At 68.5% G+C, this 20,508-nt stretch carries 18 protein-coding genes and 1 pseudogene; 11 read left to right on the top strand and 8 right to left on the bottom strand.

Annotated elements, in window-relative coordinates; all coding sequences use genetic code 11:
• Positions 1–67: 67 nt before the first annotated feature.
• Positions 68–1,777 carry a glycoside hydrolase family 13 protein gene (locus GQR16_RS15730; RefSeq protein ID WP_425482624.1) on the bottom strand — a complete coding sequence of 570 codons (1,710 nt, stop codon included), beginning with the start codon at positions 1,775–1,777 and terminating at the stop codon, positions 68–70.
• Positions 1,778–1,976: 199 nt separating this feature from the next.
• Positions 1,977–2,984, bottom strand: coding sequence for a LacI family DNA-binding transcriptional regulator (locus tag GQR16_RS15725; RefSeq protein WP_157416101.1), 1,008 nt, complete (start codon positions 2,982–2,984; stop codon positions 1,977–1,979).
• Between the two features lie 98 nt (positions 2,985–3,082).
• Here GQR16_RS15725 and GQR16_RS15720 point away from each other — a divergent pair, with 98 nt between their 5' ends.
• Positions 3,083–3,406 carry a DUF7882 family protein gene (locus GQR16_RS15720; protein ID WP_157416100.1) on the top strand — a complete coding sequence of 108 codons (324 nt, stop codon included), beginning with the start codon at positions 3,083–3,085 and terminating at the stop codon, positions 3,404–3,406.
• Positions 3,407–3,488: 82 nt separating this feature from the next.
• Here the strand turns inward: GQR16_RS15720 and GQR16_RS15715 are convergent, their stop codons facing one another.
• Both GQR16_RS15715 and GQR16_RS19635 read right to left on the bottom strand, forming a co-directional pair.
• Positions 3,489–3,881, bottom strand: a complete 393-nt coding sequence (locus GQR16_RS15715; protein WP_246200876.1) for a DUF7882 family protein — start codon at positions 3,879–3,881, stop codon at positions 3,489–3,491.
• Between the two features lie 170 nt (positions 3,882–4,051).
• Complete coding sequence (locus tag GQR16_RS19635; protein ID WP_169829215.1) at positions 4,052–4,216, bottom strand: hypothetical protein; 165 nt, start codon at positions 4,214–4,216, stop codon at positions 4,052–4,054.
• A gap of 282 nt (positions 4,217–4,498) precedes the next feature.
• Here GQR16_RS19635 and GQR16_RS15710 point away from each other — a divergent pair, with 282 nt between their 5' ends.
• Genes GQR16_RS15710 through GQR16_RS15700 form a run of 3 tightly spaced genes read left to right on the top strand, consistent with a single transcriptional unit; the run spans position 4,499 to position 6,674 of the window.
• Positions 4,499–5,383, top strand: coding sequence for an SDR family oxidoreductase (locus tag GQR16_RS15710; RefSeq protein WP_246200875.1), 885 nt, complete (start codon positions 4,499–4,501; stop codon positions 5,381–5,383).
• Positions 5,384–5,431: 48 nt separating this feature from the next.
• A complete protein-coding gene (locus GQR16_RS15705) occupies positions 5,432–5,698 on the top strand; it encodes a DUF7218 family protein (protein WP_067872221.1) in 267 nt (88 codons plus the stop codon).
• Positions 5,699–5,702: 4 nt separating this feature from the next.
• Positions 5,703–6,674, top strand: coding sequence for a DNA topoisomerase IB (locus GQR16_RS15700; RefSeq protein WP_157416098.1), 972 nt, complete (start codon positions 5,703–5,705; stop codon positions 6,672–6,674).
• Between the two features lie 48 nt (positions 6,675–6,722).
• On the opposite strand, the gene GQR16_RS15695 is transcribed toward GQR16_RS15700, so the two are convergent.
• A complete protein-coding gene (locus GQR16_RS15695) occupies positions 6,723–9,218 on the bottom strand; it encodes an ATP-dependent DNA ligase (protein ID WP_157416097.1) in 2,496 nt (831 codons plus the stop codon).
• Between the two features lie 57 nt (positions 9,219–9,275).
• On the opposite strand from GQR16_RS15695, the gene ku reads away from it, so the two are divergent.
• Positions 9,276–10,202: a non-homologous end joining protein Ku gene (ku, locus tag GQR16_RS15690; RefSeq protein ID WP_157416096.1), complete on the top strand. Its 927-nt coding sequence runs from the start codon at positions 9,276–9,278 to the stop codon at positions 10,200–10,202.
• Positions 10,203–10,218: 16 nt separating this feature from the next.
• Positions 10,219–10,386 (top strand): hypothetical protein, encoded by a 168-nt coding sequence (locus GQR16_RS15685; protein WP_157416095.1) that lies wholly within the window; start codon positions 10,219–10,221, stop codon positions 10,384–10,386.
• 34 nt (positions 10,387–10,420) lie between these two features.
• Here GQR16_RS15685 and GQR16_RS15680 read toward each other — a convergent pair whose 3' ends face one another.
• Positions 10,421–12,160 (bottom strand): MFS transporter, encoded by a 1,740-nt coding sequence (locus GQR16_RS15680; protein ID WP_157416094.1) that lies wholly within the window; start codon positions 12,158–12,160, stop codon positions 10,421–10,423.
• A gap of 35 nt (positions 12,161–12,195) precedes the next feature.
• Here GQR16_RS15680 and GQR16_RS15675 point away from each other — a divergent pair, with 35 nt between their 5' ends.
• Positions 12,196–12,945 (top strand): ABC transporter permease, encoded by a 750-nt coding sequence (locus tag GQR16_RS15675; protein ID WP_157416093.1) that lies wholly within the window; start codon positions 12,196–12,198, stop codon positions 12,943–12,945.
• A gap of 89 nt (positions 12,946–13,034) precedes the next feature.
• Here GQR16_RS15675 and GQR16_RS15670 read toward each other — a convergent pair whose 3' ends face one another.
• Both GQR16_RS15670 and GQR16_RS15665 read right to left on the bottom strand, forming a co-directional pair.
• Positions 13,035–14,552: an MFS transporter gene (locus GQR16_RS15670; protein ID WP_157416092.1), complete on the bottom strand. Its 1,518-nt coding sequence runs from the start codon at positions 14,550–14,552 to the stop codon at positions 13,035–13,037.
• Positions 14,553–14,788: 236 nt separating this feature from the next.
• The gene (locus tag GQR16_RS15665) at positions 14,789–15,214 is read right to left on the bottom strand and encodes a hypothetical protein (protein WP_157416091.1); all 426 of its coding nucleotides are present in this window, start codon (positions 15,212–15,214) and stop codon (positions 14,789–14,791) included.
• Positions 15,215–15,505: 291 nt separating this feature from the next.
• Between GQR16_RS15665 and GQR16_RS15660 the strand changes: the two genes are divergently transcribed.
• From GQR16_RS15660 to GQR16_RS15645, 4 genes and pseudogenes are all read left to right on the top strand, one after another.
• Positions 15,506–16,666, top strand: coding sequence for a hypothetical protein (locus tag GQR16_RS15660; protein ID WP_157416090.1), 1,161 nt, complete (start codon positions 15,506–15,508; stop codon positions 16,664–16,666).
• A 617-nt stretch (positions 16,667–17,283) separates the two neighbouring features.
• On the top strand, positions 17,284–19,044 hold the full coding sequence (locus GQR16_RS15655) for a hypothetical protein (RefSeq protein ID WP_157416089.1): 1,761 nt from the start codon (positions 17,284–17,286) through the stop codon (positions 19,042–19,044).
• A 171-nt stretch (positions 19,045–19,215) separates the two neighbouring features.
• Positions 19,216–19,788, top strand: coding sequence for a hypothetical protein (locus GQR16_RS15650; protein WP_157416088.1), 573 nt, complete (start codon positions 19,216–19,218; stop codon positions 19,786–19,788).
• A 161-nt stretch (positions 19,789–19,949) separates the two neighbouring features.
• Positions 19,950–20,414 (top strand): annotated as a pseudogene (locus GQR16_RS15645) (competence protein CoiA family protein); the annotation flags it as partial.
• Positions 20,415–20,508: the final 94 nt, after the last annotated feature.

Below are 20,508 nucleotides of genomic sequence, written 5' to 3'. Positions count from 1 at the left end.
ATGCGGTGTGGTGAGGGATGCCGCAGGGTGCCGGTGGTGCGGATGGAGTCGGCAGCGGCCTCGACGGTCAGGCGTTCCGGTGCAGCCAGGCCGTGGAGTCAGGGGGCAGCAGCCCGCCGACGAGCGGCGCGCTGCTGAGGAGGATGCGGTCGTGGTCGGGCAGGGCGATCGGGTCGGTGCCGAGATTCGTGACGCTCACGACGTCGTCGCCGCGACTGAAGGCGAGCACGCCCGGCGCGCTCGGGAGCCAGGTCATCGGGCCGTCGCCGAGCGAGTGCTCGCGCTTGCGGATGCGCAGCGCCTGCCGGTACAGCCAGAGCATCGAGCCGGGGTCGGCCTCCTGCGCCTGCACGGTGAGCTCGGCCCAGTCCGCGGGCTGCGGCAGCCAGGGGGCCGTCGGGGTGCCGACCGCGCCGGCCTGGCCGCGCGCGTCGCGGCCGCTGTCCGGGCTGAACCCGAAGGGCGACGCGGCGCCGCGCCAGGGCAGGGGCACGCGGCATCCGTCCCGCCCGGGGTCGACCCCGCCGGACCGGAAGTGCATCGGATCCTCGAGCACCTCACGAGGCAGCTCGACCTCGGGCAGGCCGAGCTCGTCGCCCTGGTAGAGGTAGAGCGAGCCGGGCAGGGCTGCGGTGAGCAGTGCAGCGGCGCGAGCGCGGCGTCGGCCCAGCTCGGTGTCGGTCGGGGTGCCGAACCGCTTCTTCGCGAAGGCGAAGCTCGAGTCCTCGCGGCCGTACCGGGTGACCGGCCTGGTCACGTCGTGGTTCGAGAGCACCCAGGTGCTCGGAGCACCCACGGGGGCGTGCGCCGCGAGCATGAGGTCGATCGAGGCGCGCAGCTCGTCGGCCTGCCACGGACGCGTCATGAAGTCGAAGTTGAAGGCGGTGTGCATCTCGTCGGGCCGGAGGTAGGCCGCGAAGCGGGCGGCATCCGGAACCCAGACCTCGCCGACGAGCACGCGGGTGCCCTCGTAGGAGTCGGCGATGCGGCGCCACGCGCGGTAGACGTCGTGCACCTCGTCGCGATCCTCGGTCGGGTGGCCGCCGGGCTCGACCTGCGCGGGCACCTCCGGCAGCGTCGGGTCCTTGATGAGCAGGCCCGCGGAGTCGATGCGCACGCCGGCGACGCCGCGATCGAACCAGAACCGCAGCACGTCCTCGTGCTCGGCGCGCACGTCGGGGTGGTTCCAGTTGAGGTCGGGCTGCTCGGGCGTGAACAGGTGCAGGTACCACTCCCCCGGCGTGCCGTCGGGGTTGGTGGTGCGGGTCCACGTGTCGCCCTGGAAGTTCGAGGTCCAGTTCGTGGGCATCTCGTCGCCGTGCTCGCCCTTGCCGGGGTGGAACCAGAAGCGCTCGCGCTCAGGGCTGCCCGGCGCCGCGGCGAGCGCGGCCTGGAACCACTCGTGCTCGCTCGAGACGTGGTTCGGGACGATGTCGATGATCGTGCGGATGCCGAGGGCGAGCGCCTCGCTGATGAGCAGCTCCGCGTCCTCGAGCGTGCCGAAGGTCGGGTGGATGTCGCGGTAGTCGCTCACGTCGTAGCCGCCGTCGGCGAGGGGCGACGGGTACCAGGGGTTGAACCAGAGCGCGTCGACGCCGAGCTCCTTGAGGTAGCCGAGACGGCTGCGCACGCCGCGGAGGTCGCCCGTGCCGTCGCCGTCGGAGTCCGCGAAGCTGCGCACGTAGACCTGGTAGATCACGGCGCTGCGCCACCACAGCGCGTCCTCGGTCGGCAGGGCAGGGGCCGCCGAGCCGATGGTGGTGAGTGGCGTGGTCACGCGGTGGTCTCCTCTGCGAGCGGGGGGCGTCGATGCGCCGGGCGCCGCGTCAGCGGGAGACGACGGCGTCGATGTCCGTCAAGGTATTGAAGGCAACAGAATGATGCAACTATTCAACAATCCGGCAGAAATTTGCGACGGCTTGCGTGAAATTGCGGATCAGGCTTGCGAATTCCGCGCAAGCGAGGGCCGGGGCACGTCAGCGCGGAACCGGCGCCGTCGAGGCGCGCACCACGAGCTCGGGCGCGAAGAACACCTCGTCGCCGATGCTGCGCTCGCTCGACATCTGGCGCATGAGCAGCTCGATGATCATCTTGCCCATGGCCTCGATCGGCTGGCGCACCGTGGTCAGCGGCGGCTCGGTGCAGTTCATGAGCGCCGAGTCGTCGTAGCCGATGACCGACACGTCGTCGGGCACGCGCAGCCCGGCACGACGCACGGCGCGGATGGCGCCGAGCGCCATCGGGTCGCTCGCGCAGATGATGCCCGTGACGCCCGCGGCGATGAGCTTCGTCGCGGCGGTCTGCCCAGACTCGAGCGAGTACAGCGAGTGCACGACGCGATCCTCGCCGAGTTCGACGCCGTGCCGTTCGGCCATGCGCACCGCCGCCTCGTGCTTGCGCCGCGAGGGGATGTGGTCGCGCGGCCCGAGCAGGATGCCGATGCGCTCGTGCCCGAGCTGCAGCAGGTGCCCGAAGGCCTGCTCCATCGACGTGACGTCGTCGCACGACACCGTCGCGAACCCGATGCCGTCGACGGGCGCGTTCACGAGCACGGTCGGCAGCTTCAGCTCCCGCAGGCGCTCGTAGTGCTCGTGGTTCGCGTCGGCCTGCGCGTACGCGCCGCCCGCGAAGATCACGCCCGAGACCTGCTGGTGCAGCAGCAGCTCGACGTAGTCGGTCTCGGAGATGCCGCCGGCCGTCTGGATGCAGAGCACGGGCGTGTACCCGTTCTGCGCGAGCCCGCCGCCGATCGACTCGGCGAGCGCGGGGAAGATCGGGTTCTGGAGCTCGGGCATCACGAGCCCCACGAGCCTGGCGCGCTCGCCGCGCAGCTTCGTCGGCCGCTCGTACCCGAGCACGTCGAGCGCGGTGAGCACCGCGTCCCTCGTCGACGCCGAGACGCCGGGCTTTCCGTTCAGGACCCGGCTGACCGTGGCCTCGCTGACACCGACCTTGCGCGCGACATCCGCCAGCCTCCTCGACATGAGCGCCATGCTACGGCAGGTCGCGCAAGAACTCGACAGGCGGACGCACGGCGCTCGCAGGCTGCCGAACAGGGGTTCGGCGCGACTAGAGTCGGCGCATGGGCAGGCTCATCTACAACTCCTCACCGCGCGAACTCGAGATCGACGACCGCACGCTGGCCCATCTCCGCGTCGCGATCCTCAACAAGCTGCGCCGATCAGAGAGCTTCGCGATGACCTGGGATCACGGGGTCTCGAACGGCAGCGGCCGCACCACGCTGTGGCTGCACGAGTCGATCCCGCTGCAGTTCGTGTTCAGCGGCAACCGCCCGGCCAAGCTCAACCGGCTGTGGATCGAGCAGCTGCTGCTCACGGCCAACAGCACGTCGGGCCTGCACTGGGTGCCCGAGCCCGAAGAGAACGACCCGATCGACGACGACTGACCGCTCGATCGGCCGCGTGCCCGTACGCGGGCAGCCTCGACGGCGTGCGGCGCTCGAATGACCTCCGCGCCGCAGCATCCGCTCACGCGGGGGGCGCGGCCTCGTCTGCTTCGACCTCCTGCACGTCGACGCCGACCTGCACGGGCTGATCGGCCAGCGTCGGGATCGGGTTCGTGTCGAGGTGCTCGGGAACGAGGCTGATGCCGCCCGTGCTGTTGGCCGACCGCATGAGTTCCTCGATCCACTCGCGGCTCAGCTCGGGCGTCTCGGGCTCGTCGAACACGAACCGGAGCGGGATCGACGCGTGCAGCCAGAGCGTCGAGCGGCCACGGGGCTGGTCGTCGGTGTGCCGCCACGAGAGCGTGAAGCTCTCGCCTCGACGGAGCTTGGTCGTGATCGCGACCTTGAGGTGCGCGAGCGCGCGATCCTCGATGCCGATCGGCGTGCCTGAGTCGCCGTAGTAAAGGGTGCCCACTCGCACAGCATACGTCGGCGGAATCCCCGGCGAGAAGCCGATTCAGCACCGGAATCGAGCGGGGGTGTCGCGTGCTCGAGCACCGCCGACCCGGGCGGCGGAGCCGACCCGGTGCACACGACGACGCGGGCGGCCCGAAGGCCGCCCGCGTCGGAAGTGTGGTGCGTCGGTCAGACGGTTCGCTTGCCTCCGAGGAAGCGCACGAGCCAGACGATGACGGCGAGGATCAGGAGCACGAGGCCGACCCACAGCAGGAAGTTCAGCGACTGCACGAACCCACCGGTGAACAGCAGGATGACGGCGACGATGGCGATGATGGCGACGAGGATGTTCATGATCTCTCCTTCTCATGATCCGGCGTCCCTGGTCGGGACGTCGGACGTTCGGCCTCCTCGGATCTGCGATCGTCGGAACCTCGGGGCGGATGCGCTCCGTGTCCACCACGCTATGCCCGGGCGGCGATCCGCGGTTGGGGGTTGACCCTCGACCGGGGGGACTGGTAACGCGGTAGCGCGCACTGCCCCTCGCACGCCGCGCACCGGCATCCGCCGATGTCAACCCCGCGCGAGCCCCGTTGCGCCCGACCTAGCGTTGAGGCGATCACGGGAGGAGCAGCCATGCACAGCGACCGTCTGATCGATCCGACGACGATGCACACCACCGACCCGTTCCCCAGGCAGGAGCAGGACCCACCGGGTCTCACGGCGGCGATGTCGCCGCAACCCGACCACGGCGAGCAGAGCTACCGCGGTGCCGGCCGCTTGAACGGGCGGCGCGCACTCATCACGGGCGGCGACTCGGGCATCGGCCGCGCGGTGGCCATCGCGTTCGCCCGAGAGGGCGCGCAGGTCGCGATCTCGTACCTGCCGAGCGAGCAGGCCGACGCCGAGGAGACCGCGGTCTGGGTCGCCGATGCCGGCAGCGACCCCCTGCTGCTGCCGGGCGACCTGCGGAGCGAGTCGCACTGCGCCGACCTCGTGCACGACACCGAGGCGGCGTTCGGGGGGCTCGACCTGCTCGTGCTCAACGCCGCGCACCAGCGCGATCGCGGCGGCATCGAGCAGCTGCCCACCGACGACTTCGAGCGCGTCATGCGCGTGAACCTCTTCGCGCCCGTGTTCCTCGCCAGGGCGGCCGTGCCGCACCTGCGAGCCGGTTCGTCGATCATCACGACCTCGTCGATCCAGGCCTTCGACCCGTCGTCGTCGCTCGTCGACTACGCCATGACGAAGGCCGCGCTCGTGGCGTTCACGAAGGCCCTCGCCGAGGAGCTCGGGCCGCGCGGCATCCGGGTGAACGCCGTCGCACCGGGTCCGATCTGGACGCCGCTCATCCCGGCGACCGGCTGGCCCGATCACCTGCCCGGCTTCGGCCGCGACACCCCGCTCGGCCGCGCGGGGCAGCCCTCGGAGCTCGCAGGGGCGTACGTCTACCTGGCGTCAGAGGATGCGTCGTACGTCTCGGGTGCAGTGCTGCCGGTGACCGGCGGGCGGGGACTGTGACCCCGCCCGCCTCCCGCCGTCGTCGAACCTCAGTGGAAGGAGGGTGACATGCCCGGACGCCGGAACGCGTCGCTGAAGGACCCCGAACTCTACGAGAAGCTCCGCGACGACGGCGCCTCGAAGGAGAAGGCCGCACGCATCTCGAACGCCGCCGCCGCGCAGGGCCGCAGCGAGATCGGCCGCAAGGGCGGCGAGAGCGGCGACTACGACGACTGGACCGTGCCCGACCTGAAGAGGCGCGCCAAGGAACTCGGCCTCACGGGGTACAGCGGCAAGCGCAAGTCCGAGCTCATCTCGGCGCTGCGGAACCACTGAGCGGATGCCGCGGCTCAGGCACGTCGAACCGTACACCGCACCCGGCTACACGCGGGTGCGGCGGGGTCGCGGGTTCGCGTTCGTGCACGTCGACGGCTCGGCGGCGAGCCGCGCCGAGCGAGCGCGCATCCTCGAGCTCGCCGTTCCCCCGGCTTGGGAGGAGGTGTGGATCGCGGATGCCGCGAACGCCCACATCCTCGCGGTCGGCGTCGATGCGGCCGGGCGTCGCCAGTACATCTACCACCCCGCGTGGCGCGAACGGCAGGACGCCGAGAAGTTCGATCGCATGCTCGAACTCGCCCGCCGGCTTCCCGACGCCCGCCGCGCGACCGCGCTCGACCTCGCACTGCCCGAGCTCCCGCGCGAACGCGTGCTCGCGGCGGCCTTCCGCACGCTCGAGCTCGGGGCGATCCGCGTGGGCTCCGAGGAGTCGCTCGCCGGGTTCCGCAGCCGGGGACTGACCACGCTGCTCGTGCGCAACGCGACGCTCGACGGCGACACGGTGCGCCTCCGCTTCCAGGCGAAGGGCGGCATCCGCCAGGATCTGCGGTTCACGGATGCCGCGCTCGCGGGCTTCATCGACCGTACCCGTGAGCGGTCGTCGGCCGGGCGCCTCTACGCGTGGATCGACGGACGCCGCTTCCGCGCACTCGGGCCGTCCGACGTCAACGAGCACATCCGGCTGCGGACCGGGGGCGACTTCACCGCGAAGGACTTCCGCACGCTGCGCGGCACGATCACGGCGGCCGAACGTCTCGCCCAGCTCGGACCGGCGACCACGAAGCGAGCCCGCGACGCGGCCGTGCGCGAGGCGATCGAGCAGACGAGCCTCGTGCTCGGCAACACGCCCACGATCGCGAAGGGCAGCTACGTCGACCCGCGGGTCATCGCCGCCTACGAGCTCGATCGCACGATCTCGCTGCGCGGAGGCCGCGAGCGGGCGCTGCTCGACCTGCTCGGGGACGCCGAGGGCTGAGCGCCGCGGCGCCTGACGAGGGCGGCACCGATCATCGGCATCCAACCCTCAGGACTCGCGCACGACCTCGTCGGGCGACTTGTCCGGCCGGAGTCCCCGCCAACGCGGATGCCGCGCCACGCCCGTGCTCGTCCACTCGGCGAGCTCGATCTCGCCGACGAGCTGCGGCTCGACCCAGACCGCGTCGGCGGCATCTGCCTCGGGCACCTCGACGAAGGGCGACGTCTCGCGCACCGCGTCGTCGAGTCGGGCGAGCAGGCGTTCGGACTCGAGCTCGCGCAGGCCGCTGCCGACGCGCCCGGCGTACTCGAGCCCGAACGCCAGGCCGTGCTCGCCGCCGTGCTCACCCGGGATGCCGACGAGCAGCGAGCGGATCCGGCCCGCACGCGTGCCGACGCCCCGACGGTAGCCGCCGATCACGACCTCCTGCGTGCGCGTGAGCTTGAGCTTCAGCCACTGCTCGGAACGGGTTCCGGGTCGGTAGGTCGAGTCGGGCCGCTTCGCGACGAGTCCTTCGAGGCCGAGCTGGCGCGCCTCGGCGAGCGCGTCGGCCGCCGACCCGGTCGCCAGGGGCGGCACCTCGACCGGCACGCCCGACCCCGGCCGTACGAGCCGCTCGAGCCGACGACGGCGCTCGCGGTACGGGGCATCCGTCACGTCGTCGCCCGCGATCTCGAGCACGTCGAAGAGCAGCAGGCGCACGGGTGCGGATGCCGCGAGCCGCTGCACCTCGCGAGCACGGGTCAGGTTCATGCGCGACTGGAGCAGTTCGAAGCTCGGCCGCCCGTCGTCGTCGAGGGCGACGAGCTCGCCGTCGACGAGGGCATCCCCGCGGAGCGCGGTCGGCAGGGCCGCGAGTTCCGGATACCGCGCGGTGACGTCGTTGCCGTTCCGGCTGATGATGCGGAGGCCGCCGCCGTCGGTGCGCGCGAGCACTCGGATGCCGTCCCATTTGTACTCGAGCGCCCAGTCCCCCGCCGCGACGAGGCCGAGCGTGCCCGGAGAGGCGAGCATGGGGCGCACGGCGATCGACTCGACGTCTCCCGTCGCCGCTGGTCTCGAGACGCTCGCTGCGCTCCCTGCTCGACCGGCGACTTCACCCGCTCCTCCACCGGCGAGGTCTGCGCCAGCCGCGAGCTCGCCCGGCCGCTGGTCCTTCATGCGGTGCAGCAGCCACGTGCTCTTCTCGCCCTCGCCGTTCGTGCGGATGAGCGCGAGACGCACGGCGCCGAGCGGCCCGCCGACCTGCCCCTGCACGTCGACGATGACCTCGTCGTCGCGCCACTTCTCGGTGGCGTAGGTGCCCGAGTCCCAGATCGTGACCGACCCGGCGCCGTACTCCCCCGCCGGGATGGTTCCCTCGAAGCCGCCGTACTCCATGGGGTGGTCCTCGGTCTGCACGGCCAGGTGGTTGACGCCCGGATCGTCGGGCACGCCCTTCGGCACGGCCCAGCTCTTCAGCACGCCGTCGCGCTCGAGGCGGAAGTCGTAGTGCAGGCGCCTCGCGTGATGCTCCTGGATCACGAACGAGGGCGCGCCCCCACCCGGCACGGCCCAGCTCGACCCGGGCATCGGCTCGGGCGTGACCCCGCTGGTGCGCATCGAGAGGTAGGTCGCGAGCGGGCCCGCACCGCCCGCGCCGACGCCTCCGCCCGAGTCCGCGAGCACGGCGATCGGGTCGATCCCGGATGCCACGCGCTCGAGCACCTCGTGCGCCTCGAGGTGCCGCAGGCCGGGGTCGTCGAGCTCCTCCCACGTGCGCGGTGCGGCGACCGTCGGGCGGGCCCGCCCGCGCAGCGAGTACGGCGCGATCGTCGTCTTCTTGCCGTTGTTCTGGCTCCAGTCGATGAGCACGCGGCCCGAGCGCACGATCTTGCTCATGCTCGACACGATGAGGCCCGGGTGATCGGACTCGAGCGCGCGAGCGAGTTCGCGCGCGACATCCGACACCTGCTCGGAGGTCTGCCGCCCGTCGAGCGCGGCGTAGAGGTGGATGCCCTTGCTGCCGCTCGTGACCGGCACGGCGTCGAGCCCCATGCCGGCGATGAGCGCACGCACGAGCCGCGCCACCTCGGCGCACTCGACCAGCCCCATGCCCTCGCCAGGGTCGAGGTCGAACACGATGCGATCGGGATTCGCCGGTTGTCCGTCGGCCGCGAACCGCCACTGCGGCACGTGCACCTCGAGCGACGCCTGCTGCGCCAGCCACACGAGGGTGGCCCGGTCGCCGGCGATCGGATACGGCTTGTCGCCGTCGGAATGGCGGATGACCCCGCGGCGCAGCCACTCGGGCGCGTGCTCGTCGAGCGTCTTCTCGAAGAACGGCCGCTCGGGGGAATCGGCCGTACCGACGCCGTGCACCCACCTGAGCCGCGTGACCGGGCGACCCGCGACGACCGGCACCATGACCGGCGCGATCTCGGCGTAGTAGGCGATGACCTCGCCCTTGGTCATGCCCGTCTCGGGATACATGACCTTGTCGAGGTTCGTCAGCCGGAGCCTCCGGCCGTCGACCTCCACCAACTGCCGCGCACCCTCGGCCATGCCCCCATCCTGCCATCGGGGGTTCCACCGCGGCGGGATGAGGTGTTCACTGGAGGCATGCGAGCCGTCTGGAAAGGGGCGGTCACATTCGGCCTGGTCAATGTGCCCGTCAAGCTCTACAGCGCCACCGAGGACCACGACGTGTCCCTCCACCAGGTGCACGACGCCGATGGCGGGCGCATCCGGTACCAGCGCATCTGCGAGATCGACGGGCAGGTCGTCGAGTACAAGAACATCGACAAGGCCTACGACGACGGCGAACGCACGGTCGTCATCACCGACGAAGACCTGAAGTCGCTGCCCGCCGAGCGCAGCCGCGAGATCGAGGTCGTCGAGTTCGTGCCGACCGACCAGATCGACCCGATCATGTTCGACCGCAGCTACTACCTCGAGCCCGACTCGGCCTCGTCGAAGGCGTACGTGCTGCTGCGCGAGACCCTCGAGTCGACCGACCGAACGGCGATCGTGCGCATGGCGCTGCGGCAGAAGACCCGGCTCGCGGCGCTCCGCGTGCACGGCAAGGTGCTCATGGTGCAGACCCTGCTCTGGAGCGACGAGGTGCGCCAGGCCGCGTTCCCCGCGCTCGACGAGGCCGTCAAGGTCACGGCGAAGGAGCTCGAGCTCTCGAAGCAGCTCGTCGAGAGCCTCGTCGCCGAGTTCGAGCCCGACCAGTACGTCGACGAGTACCAGCAGGAGCTCCGCACGCTCATCGCGGCGAAGCTCGAACAGGGCGACGCGCTCGACACCGCTGCCACCTTCGGCGAACAGCCCGACGAGACCGGCGGCGAGGTCATCGACCTCATGGAGGCGCTGCGGCGCTCGATCGCGTCGAAACGCGGTGGGGCGGATGCCGCGGACGACGAGTCCGAGGGTTCCTCCGCGAAGGCGTCGGCCGGCGGGGCGGCCGCGAAGAAGCCGAAATCCGCGAAGAAGTCCGAGAAGCCCGCGTCCGAGAAGTCCAAGGCCCGCAAGGCCGCATCATGAGAACAGGAGCACACCCGTGACCGATTTCGTCGATCCGCTCGAAGAACCGCTCGACTCCGACCGCGACCCCCGCAACGGCGAGGACTGGGCCGCCCAGGACGCCGCGGCGGCGCGCTACGACGCCGAGCGCCGCGAGGCCGAGAACGCCGCGGCGGCGGCCGAGAAGCACCAGAACGAGGAGTAGCCCTCGTCACGACCCCGAGCGCGGGTCCTGTCGGTCAGGATTCGCGCTCGGCTGCGTCTGCGGTGCCCGCGGGCGCGACGTCTCCGGGCGCGGCGTCGGCTGAAGCCGGGCGGTCCGCCGCGGCATCCGCCGTCCCGCCCTCGCCCTCGCCCTCGCCCTGGCCCTGGCCCTGGCCCTGGCCCTGGCCCTGGCCGTCATGCTCGTCGCGACGGCCCGAACCGAGCGAGAGCGTCGCGAAGAAGCCGACGATGAGGAATCCGGCGGCCGAGAACGCCGCATAGCGCGTGCCCGTGCTGAACGCCTCGGCGGCGTCGGCGCCGATCTCGGCGGTCTTCGGGTTCGCCTCTAGGCCGGCGATCGCCGCGCCAGCGCTGTCGACCACGGCCGAGACCGTCTGCTCGCGCTGCGCCTCGGGCAGGCCTCGCTCGTCGAGGCTCGCGTCGAGCACGTTCGCGGTCGTCGTGAAGAGCACCGTGCCGAGGATCGCGATGCCGAGCGCCGAGCCGAGCTGGCGCGAGGTCGACTGCGTTCCCGATCCGGCGCCGCTGTCGGCCACGGGCACGTCCTGCAGCACCACGCCCGTGAGCTGGGCGGTCGCGAGGCCCACGCCGAACCCGTACACGAAGAGCGCCGGCAGCAACCACTGCCACGTGGCATCCGGAGCGATGACGAGGCCCACCCACACGACGCCGACGATCTCGAGCGCGATGCCGAGCCGCACGATGAACACGGCCGGCAGGCGCCCCGACATCGCGCCGGCGAAGCCGCTCGCGCCGAACGAGCCCACGGCGAGCGCGAGCAGCACGAACCCGGTCTGCAGGGCGTCGAAGCCGAGCACGAACTGCAGCCAGAGCGGCAGCGAGAGGATGATGCCGAACTCGCCGAGCGAGACGATGAGCGCGGCGACGTTGCCGTTGCGGAACGACGGAATGGCGAAGAGCGCGAACGGCAGCATCGTCGACTTGCCGAGGCGCATGCGCCTCCGCCCCCACAGCACGAACGAGACGAGGCCGAGCGCGGCGATCGCGAACGCGAACGGGATCGGCGAGATCGTCAACGGCCACGTCCAGTCGCCGAACGCGACGCCGTCCTCCGCCAGCCACCACCCGTAGGTGCGGCCCTCGATGAGCGCGAACACGAGGAACCCGCTCGTGATCACCGAGAGGATCGCCCCGACGACGTCGATGCGCCTCGGCTCGCCCGGCGCGCGCGACTCGTCGATCGTGAGCAGCGCGCCGATGATGATGACGATCGCGAACGGGATGTTGATGCCGAACGCCCAGCGCCACGAGAAGTCCGTCGTCAGCCACCCGCCGAGCAACGGGCCGATGGCCGCCATGCCGCCGATCGTCGAGCCCCAGACCGCGAACGCGATGCCCCGCTCCCGGCCGCGGAAGGTCGCGTTGATGAGCGACAGCGTGGTCGGCAGGATCATCGCGCCGCCGACGCCCTGCACGAGCCGCGCCAGGATCAGCAGCTCGCCGGTGGTCGCGAGGGCGGCCGCCACCGACGACAGCGCGAAGATCACGACGCCGATGAGCAGTATCCGGCGTCGCCCGAACCGGTCGGCCAGCGTGCCGAACACGAGCAGCAGCGCCGCGAAGACGAGCGTGTACGACTCCTGCACCCACTGCACCTGCGTCGAGGTGATGCCGAGGTCGTCGACGATCGCCGGGATCGCGACGTTCACGATCGTCGAGTCGACGATGATGAGCGACACGGCGATGCTGATGAAGACGAGGCCGAACCAGCGGCGGCGCGGTGAAGTGGTCACGTGGGAACCCTAGACCCGTCACTAGGCTCGGCCCCATGACGTGGCCCGGCGAGCTCCTTCCGACGCTCGTCGGCGTGCTCGCCCTCATCGCGCTCACCACGGTGGTGCTCGGCATGGCGCGCGTGCCGCACCGGTGGGCGCCCGCGCTCGCGATCCTGCGCGGCGCCGGCCAGCTCGCGGTGATCAGCCTCGTGCTCACGGGCGTCATCTCGGATCCGCTCTGGGTGGGCGCGGCCCTGGTCGTCATGTTCGGCGTCGCCGCCGCGACGGCCACCCGCCGCATCGGCTGGTCGACGAGGCACGCGGCGATGGTCGCGGGCGGCATGGCCACCGGCATCCTCATCGCCCTCGTCGTCGTCTTCGCGACCGGGGCGATCGAGTTCTCGGCCCGCTACGTGCTCGCGATGGGGGGCATCGTCATCGGCAACGCGATGAGCATCGCGACGCTCGCGGGCCGGCGCTTCACCGAGGCCACGATCGATCGGTGGGACGAGGTCGAGGGCTGGATGGCGCTCGGCGCGACACCGCGGCAGTCGACGCTCGACATCGCGCGCAATGCGATCTACAACGCGCTCATCCCCTCGACCGACCAGACGAAGACGACCGGCCTCGTCACGCTGCCCGGCGCGTTCGTGGGCGCGATCTTCGGCGGGGTGTCGCCCCTCGAGGCCGGCCGGTTCCAGATCGTCGTGCTCGCCGCGATCATGGCTGCGGGTTCGATCACCGCCGTGCTGATCGTGACCTGGCTCTCGCCCATCACCCGCAAGCCGGTCCCGCTCGGTTGAGCTCCCTCCGAACCGGCCGATCCGGTCGAGCGCGCGGCATCCGGCATCCGGCATCCGAGACCGACGGATGCCGCGCGCCGACCCGTGCGTCAGTGCACCGCGGCGACGGCGCCCGTCTCGTACGTGAGCTCGCGGAGGCGCGCGCCGCGCACGAGGGCGATCGCGATGACGGATGCCGCGACCATGCCGATCGCGGCGGCGACGAACGTCGCCCCGTAGCCGTCGGTCATCGCGGTCGGCGCCTCGGCACCTGCGAGCCCGCTCGCCGCGAAGACCGACGCGTAGACCGCTGTGAACACCGAGACGCCGATCGAGCCGCCGATCTGCATCGCCGAGTTCGCCGTCGCCGACGCCGCACCCGCGTCGTGCGGGGCGATGCCGAACAGGGCCAGGTTCTGCAGCGGCACGAACACCGACGCCATGCCGACGCCCATGACGACCATGCCCGGCAGCACCTCGGCCGCGTAGACGCCGCCGGCCGTGATGCCGCTGAGCAGCAGGAGTCCGGCCGCGACGACGAGCGGTCCGCCGATGAGCAGCGGGCGCGGTCCGAAGCGGGCGAGCAGACGCGTGACGACCGGTGCCGTCAGGGTGATGGCGATCGGCAGCGGCAGGCTCGCGAGCCCGGCGCCGAGCGGCGACATCCCGAGCACGATCTGCAGGTGGAACGTCAGGTAGAGCGTCGAGCCGATCATGACGCTGCCCGCGATCGCCTGGATCAGGAACGCGCCGCCGCGGATGCGGTCGGCGACCACGCGCAACGGCAGCAGCGGCTGCGCGACCTTCGACTCGACCCACACGAAGAGCGCGAGCAGCACAACGCCGAGCGCGAGGAACCCGATGGTCGACAGCTGGCCCCAGCCGCCCTCGGCGAGGCTGAAGCCGTAGACGAGCGAACCGAGACCGAGCGTCACCGTGACCGCGCCCGCGAGGTCGAAGCGGTTCTCGCCGCCCGCGCGGCTCTCGCCGAGCGTGAACAGACCGCCGACGAACCCGATCACGACGAACACGAGGTTCACGAGCAGGCACCAGCGCCAGTCGACGAACTCGGTGAGCACCCCGCCCAGCACGAGTCCGACCGCCGCCCCGGCGCCCGCGATCGTGCCGAACACGGCGAAGGCCACGTTGCGGTCGCGCCCCGACGGGAACGTCACGGTCAGCAGCGCGAGCGCGGCGGGTGCGAGCAGCGCGGCGAACGCGCCCTGCAGTCCGCGCGCGACGATGAGCTCGGCGGCCGACTGCGCGATGCCGCCGTAGAGCGAGGCCGCACCGAAGCCGACCATGCCGACGAGCAGCGTGCGCTTGCGCCCCCAGTAGTCGGCGACGCGGCCACCGAGCAGCAGCAGCGCGCCGAACGCGAGCGAGTACGCGGTGACCACCCACTGGCGCAGTCCGTCGGACATGCCGAGCTCGATCTGCGCGTCGGGCAGCGCGATGTTCACGATCGTGCCGTCGAGCACGACCATGAGCTGCGTCAGCGAGAGCACGACGAGGCCCAGCCAACGATTCGGGATGCGGACCTTGCGGCCGACCTCGGTCGGGCCGACGTCGGTCGGGCTGAGATCGTTCGGGCTGCGATCGGGTCGGATCCGGGCGCGTGAGGACATGGGAAAACCTCCGGTGTCTTGTGAGAGTGCCGGAGGTTTCAAGCCTCGGACCACGCGTGATGCACGGCGTGACCGCTCTGACCGGGGGCCAGACAGGAGTTCCATTCTACCGGACGCCGCGCTGGGCCTCCCCTGACCGGTGCCCCGTCGCGCCCGTGCGGCGGCGTGAACGCGAAGCGCGCGACATCCGGATCCGGATGCCGCGCGCTCGCGTCGTGCCGTGGTGCGGGAGCCGATTACTCGGCCGTGCAGACCTCGGTGACCGTGACCGCAGCGGTCTGGATGTCGCCGGAGGCCGTCGCCTGCGCGTCGGCGTCGGGCACGAACTCCTCGTCGGCCTCGGCCGGCAGCGTGGCGGCGTAGTCTTCAGCGGCCGTGATCTTGTCCTGCACGCCCTCGATCGCCTTCGTGAGGTCGGCGTTGTCGGCGTTGTCGGCGGCGAGCTCGTCGAGGCGCTTCGAGTAGTCCTCGAGCTTCGCGGTCAGCGACTGGTCGGTCGTCGACGCGATGGCGTTCTGCGCGCCGTTCGAGATGTCGCGCACGGCGACGCGGACGACCTCGCAGTTGTCGGCGGATGCGTTGTCGGACGTGCTCGTGGCACAACCCGTGAACAGCAGTGCACCGGCGAAGAGCAGCGCGGACGTGGTGATGATTTTCTGCATGGTGGCAGCACTCCCTACATTTTGTGTAACCACACGAGCCTAAGCGCGCCGGCATGACGCTGCCACCCGGGCAGGCCCTGAGGCGACGAGCACCGGCCCGGAAACGACGAAACCCCTCACTGGGAGGGGTTTCGATCAAGTGGGCGTATTCTGCAAACTCTGACGCCCTACTGCCGTCTGGGCCCCCACCGCGGCCCATGGATGTTCATCCTCTGCGCAGGCCGGAATAATCCTCTCGTTGCCCGAAGCCAACTACCGTGGAGGGTTCCCGGCCAGAGATAGTCTCACGCCATGAGTGGTCAGCCCGAAGCTATTCGCGTCATCGCCGATATCGAAACCTGGTGGGGGCAACGCCTCGATCGCGAACTGATCAAAGCCATCACTTCAGCGCCGTTCAGTCACCTCGTGGCATTTTACGAAGAGGGCAATGATCTTCAAAGGCTCTACGAGGGCGGTCACCTGCCGTCGCTGCCGGAGGGAAGCCTCCGGCCTATCTGGGGCGAAACCATGGAGCCAGCTGCCTTCAACTATCGCACCGCGGCGAAAATGCTGTTGTATGTCGATTCCGTTGTTGAGGACTCCCACCGGCTCGAGCCATTCAACATCGTCGGTATGGAAGACGCGCAACGCGACCACGTTTATGTGCGAAGCGAGGTTCGCCGCGATCTTGAATGGCTCATGTACAACCGTCCATTGATCGAGGATGGATCGATTCTGTTCACTGCAAAGCACAGGGGACTAGCTAAGTTTGGGCTTTGGGATCAGGTTCTCGGCCGAGGCACGGAGCGCAGTTCCGCTGAATGGCAAATGAGCGGCAATGTCCTCGCTGCCATGGAAGGAACGGCGACCCCAATTGCACAGACAGCTGATCATGAAACGGCCTACAGATCGCTTCTAGGCGGGCACACGATTCTTGATGGCCGGGTGTCGGAGCTGTCCACACTCGCTCGGATTGAGCTGCCCGGTCTCCAAGGACGGACTCTTCAATCTGTTGTCCAGTTGCGTTCCTCGGCGGATGAGTTCGTCGAATGGCGAGGGCATTTACGCTCAGCACTGAGCGCGGTCAATCTGCTTAACGACACGGAACAAGCAAGAGCAGAGGCTGCCGCCATCGTGCGCGATGAACTCACTCGAAGCACCGAACACTTGACGAGATCGATGCGCCGATCGCCGGCGCTGAGCGCGTTCCGCGCGGCTGGAGACGGCCTCACAATTACAGCGCTGGGAGCGGCCGGATCAGCGGGTGTTGCGGCTCTGCTCAACCCCAGCGATCCCAATCTCATCACCGGCGCGGTTGTCGGGGCTGTACCCGGCACCGTAGAAGCGGTGCGCGACATCGGGAAGGCCTTCGTTGAGGCGTCCCATGCGCGCAGGACCGGAAGAGCCGTATGGAACATACTGGGATCGTTCGATAGAGACCGGCGTGTCCGTCCGCGCTTCCGCATAGGCTGACCCCGCTTTTTTCGGAACCCGCAGCCGGTAGACGTTGGCTACATCGCGCGTGACCTCACCCCAGTGCGTTCCCTAATCGCCATACGCCGGTTGTCAGCGCCAGGAGCATCGTTCTTGTTCGTTTCACGACGGGGCTGGAGCAATTGTGGTTGCCGTCTGCGTACCGGCGTGTCACTCGGCCCCTATTGATCGCAGTTCCCGCAATTAACTAGTCTTCGATCTAAGGAACCGCCAGACGGATCCCAGAAACAGGGGGCGTGGAAATGTCAGGTCCGACCAGCCCGATTTCCAGAGAACTGAGATCAATTGCGCTGAACAGCGTCTGCTATGTCTGACGCGTCCGATCGCGAGATTCGTTCGGCTCCACCGGCGATCCGGCGGAATCCGCTCACTTTCGCATACTGGCAGTACCGCCGCCGCCGCCGGGCAAATGGGTTGGGACCCGGCATGGAGCAACTCGTACGCTTCGTCGAAGTGACAACGGGTTCGAACATTGACTACTTGGGCCCAGCGACGAAGAGCCACGACCGGCATAGATTCGACGCGAAGCTCCTTCGTTGAAACATAAGGAGCTCATCCACGGTAAACCAGTCAATGGTCTTCGCAAACGGATGGGAATGTTCTACCTCGATCTAATCGAGGACTGGACCTGGGTCGCACGACGTGTCGAGACAATTGAGATCCAAGACAGCAGGCATCGTGTCCGTCGAGTGAGCCTCGATATCGACACCCGCGAGCTCGCGAGCAGAATTCAGAAACACAAACTCAGTGATCTCCAAGAGGTGCCACTTCCAGTTGCAGTATTCCAGAAAGGCCTGCTCCTCGACTTCGACTTACGCGATGGTGATGGTCACGCACTGTCGTCGTTTACGAGCCGCGAACAATCGTTGCTCGCACGCCTCGCCATCGCAGCGAAGGTACGCGCACCGAACTCGAAGGTCTCGAAGATCTCGAACGCCCAGCTGCATGCCGTGGCCGACCTTGGGTACGAGATCTCAAATGAATTCGTCGACGTTGATGACATCACGGATTGGTATATCCACGACAACAAGATCCTCCCCAGATGCGTACTCACGGGAGGGGCCGACGCCAAGGCTGCCTGGAACATAATTGAATCCGACGAGACCCTTTTCGATTTCGTCGAACAGTATTTCCTCGCAAGCTACATCCCGACTTTGTGGTATCCGGTTACAGATGGCCCTGAGATTCTCAAGTACCGCCGGCTAGAAGGCGAGCAAGACACCCTTCTCGAACACATCGGAGATGTAGCTGGCCGTCGCGAGACATATTCCGCTGTGCCCCAGGACTCGTGGGTGCTGTCTCTACGCGTTTCGGATGTGCGAAGTGCGGTACGCGAACACATCCGCGTCCTCGCACCCGGGGGTACTTTTCTGAGTTCAGGCTTGATGCAGTACTGGCATCCCACTAAACCAATCCCCGAGTACTCGTACTGGAATCGCCGGAGTCCTCAGCGCGATATCTACTACCACCCAGGAAGCCCGGGTCAGCAGCCACGAATCCGGTACGTGCATGCTGTTCTGACCCCTGATCCGGAACGCGTAATGGCCCCGATCTTGCTCTGGACTTGGGCGATAACTCTCCTGCTCGCGCTAGGCGCGCTCGCTCAATTGAGTCCACTCGCGTTCCTGACCCACATCCAGGAGCACCTCGACCCAGCAATGTCGCTCCTACTCATTGTTCCGAGTCTGAGCCTCGCGTATGTCGTCAGGATGGATGACGAACCAATCCGCCGTGCGCTACTCGCGCCAAGTCGAAGTTGGGCCGTGTTCTGCATCGTGCCACTCGTCTTGGCTGCCGGTGCGCTGCTGTTCGACTACCACCAGGACCAATACCTGCTGGGGCTCATTTGGCTTCTTTGCGCTGCACTCACTGGTCTCTCCTTACGCCGCAACAGTTCGGTGGCCTGGACGCTCGGCAGGCTCCTCCGTGGCAAAGAACTAGAGAGCGAATCGACTGTGCGGATGACATGGAGTCACCAGCCGATCGATCTGAATGCGGCCCAACGTGGTCTAACTTTGCGGCGGGTTGGAAACGGGGCGCTCACAACGACTCGCCTCATCGTCCTTTGGGCTGCGCGCGCAGTCATCACGTTCGTTGCCGTGGGGCTTGCCCTGCTCTTCCTCGCGTACGTCTGGGTGCAGCTCTCAGAAGAAGCCTTCCGGTTCTTCGGCCTGGTCTACATCGCACCTGGTGCGTCTTTCGAGCAGTTCGCGCAGGAAGCTACGCGTATCGGCACCCGGACGACCTCCGATGATGTCGGACGTCTCGTAACTGCGTCGGGTAGGGGGCTACTCACTGTTGCTTTGGGTGCGGTGATTGCCACGGCTCCCATACGGATACATCCCGCCCGCGGATAGCACAAGGCCGCGGCTCAGCCTTCGTCGAATCGCTGGTCCGTCCCGAATCTGCAGCATGCAATCGCTGGTGAGCGCTCCCGATTGAGTACGGGCTGGCGGGGCCTAAAGTGGGCCGCAGCCTCAGGCTCCATGGATCACCCCCATGAACGCTGCCTACAACTAAGGAGAAGCATGGAAACTTGGGTTGCACTAGGCCGGGTCGCCGACCTCGTGACACTTCTGGCGGCGGCTCTCGCATTTTCTGGGTTGGCATCGACCTGGCTCACACGGCCAAGGGTCTCGTTTACCGCCCAGTGGGATTCCAAAGACCTTGCGACGCTGCGCGTCCAACATTTCAAGGGAGCAAGCCCGGCAAGAAATCTGTATCTCGGGTACGCAAAGTTCGACGAGTCTGGCGCTCTTCGCTCGGGCGAGCTGTCCAGTCCCTGGCTTGCAACACTCGTCCCGGGCGAGGCCCACACCATCACACTGTTTGATCCAAAAGGCGCGACCTTCGGATCTCCGCCCAGCGCCACCGAACGCCGCATTCCGGTTCCTCAGCTTGGTGGCATCGTCGTGGACGTGAGCTGGCAACGTCCAATGCTTCCGTGGCTGCGAACCCGTCGCGTCTACGTGTGGCGAGCAAAATCGGCCTTGCTGGGCGCTCCGATTGGTTCGATGGTCACCGGGCGTGCTGCGACCAAACTCCTGAAGGCAGCCCGATCGGGATCGAAGATCGACCTTCCAACGGGAGCCGGTTCATGAGCTCGCGCGCGATCCTCGGGTGAGATCTAGCGGTTGGCCAAAGGCAGCACCGTCCGTGCGACGCCCACGCGGTCGCGAAGCAGAACCGGTTCGGCACCCGGTACTTTGCGCACTGGCCAGGTTCGCACTGCGACGAAGAGCATCAGCCAGAGTCCGCGCAGCATCTCCGTGCGAAGGAGATCATTGTCCGTGCTGCGATCGCCGCCGGTTGGCATGCTGAACTTGAAGTGGCCTCACCGGGCCGCACCTGGATCGCAGATGTTCTCGCGACCCGTGACGGGTACCGGGTCGCGCTCGAGGTGCAATGGTCCAGCCAGGCCAGCGCCGACCACCTCGCGCGAACCGCCCGGTACCGCCGTGACGGGGTGGACTGCTACTGGTTTGTCCGCCATCCGGAGTCCTGGTGGATGCCGGATGCGAAGATCCCGCTTCTCGGACTGAACGAGGACGGCGGTGTATTCAACGCCCTCGAAGGTCAGGAGATGGTCGGCTTCGGAACGCACGAACTCGGCGCGGCCGTCCGACGGTTGCTCGGCGTTTACCCTCATCGGTGGCGACCAGGATCGATGCGCCTTTCTCCGGAGAACCGCCGGCCGAGCTCGAGCCCAGCATCCTTGTGCTGGTGAGCAAGCTTCCCGCTGCGGCGGAAATCAGCCTCCGCACCACGAAGGCGTCGGGGGTTCAGCACTACGGGTTCGACTGCCCGAAGTGTCGGGCAGC

The organism is Agromyces allii (genome assembly GCF_009749385.1).
Lineage (GTDB): Bacteria > Actinomycetota > Actinomycetes > Actinomycetales > Microbacteriaceae > Agromyces > Agromyces allii.
The sequence above is the reverse complement of the archived record's forward strand: the minus strand, read 5'-3'. Positions and strand labels throughout refer to the sequence as shown.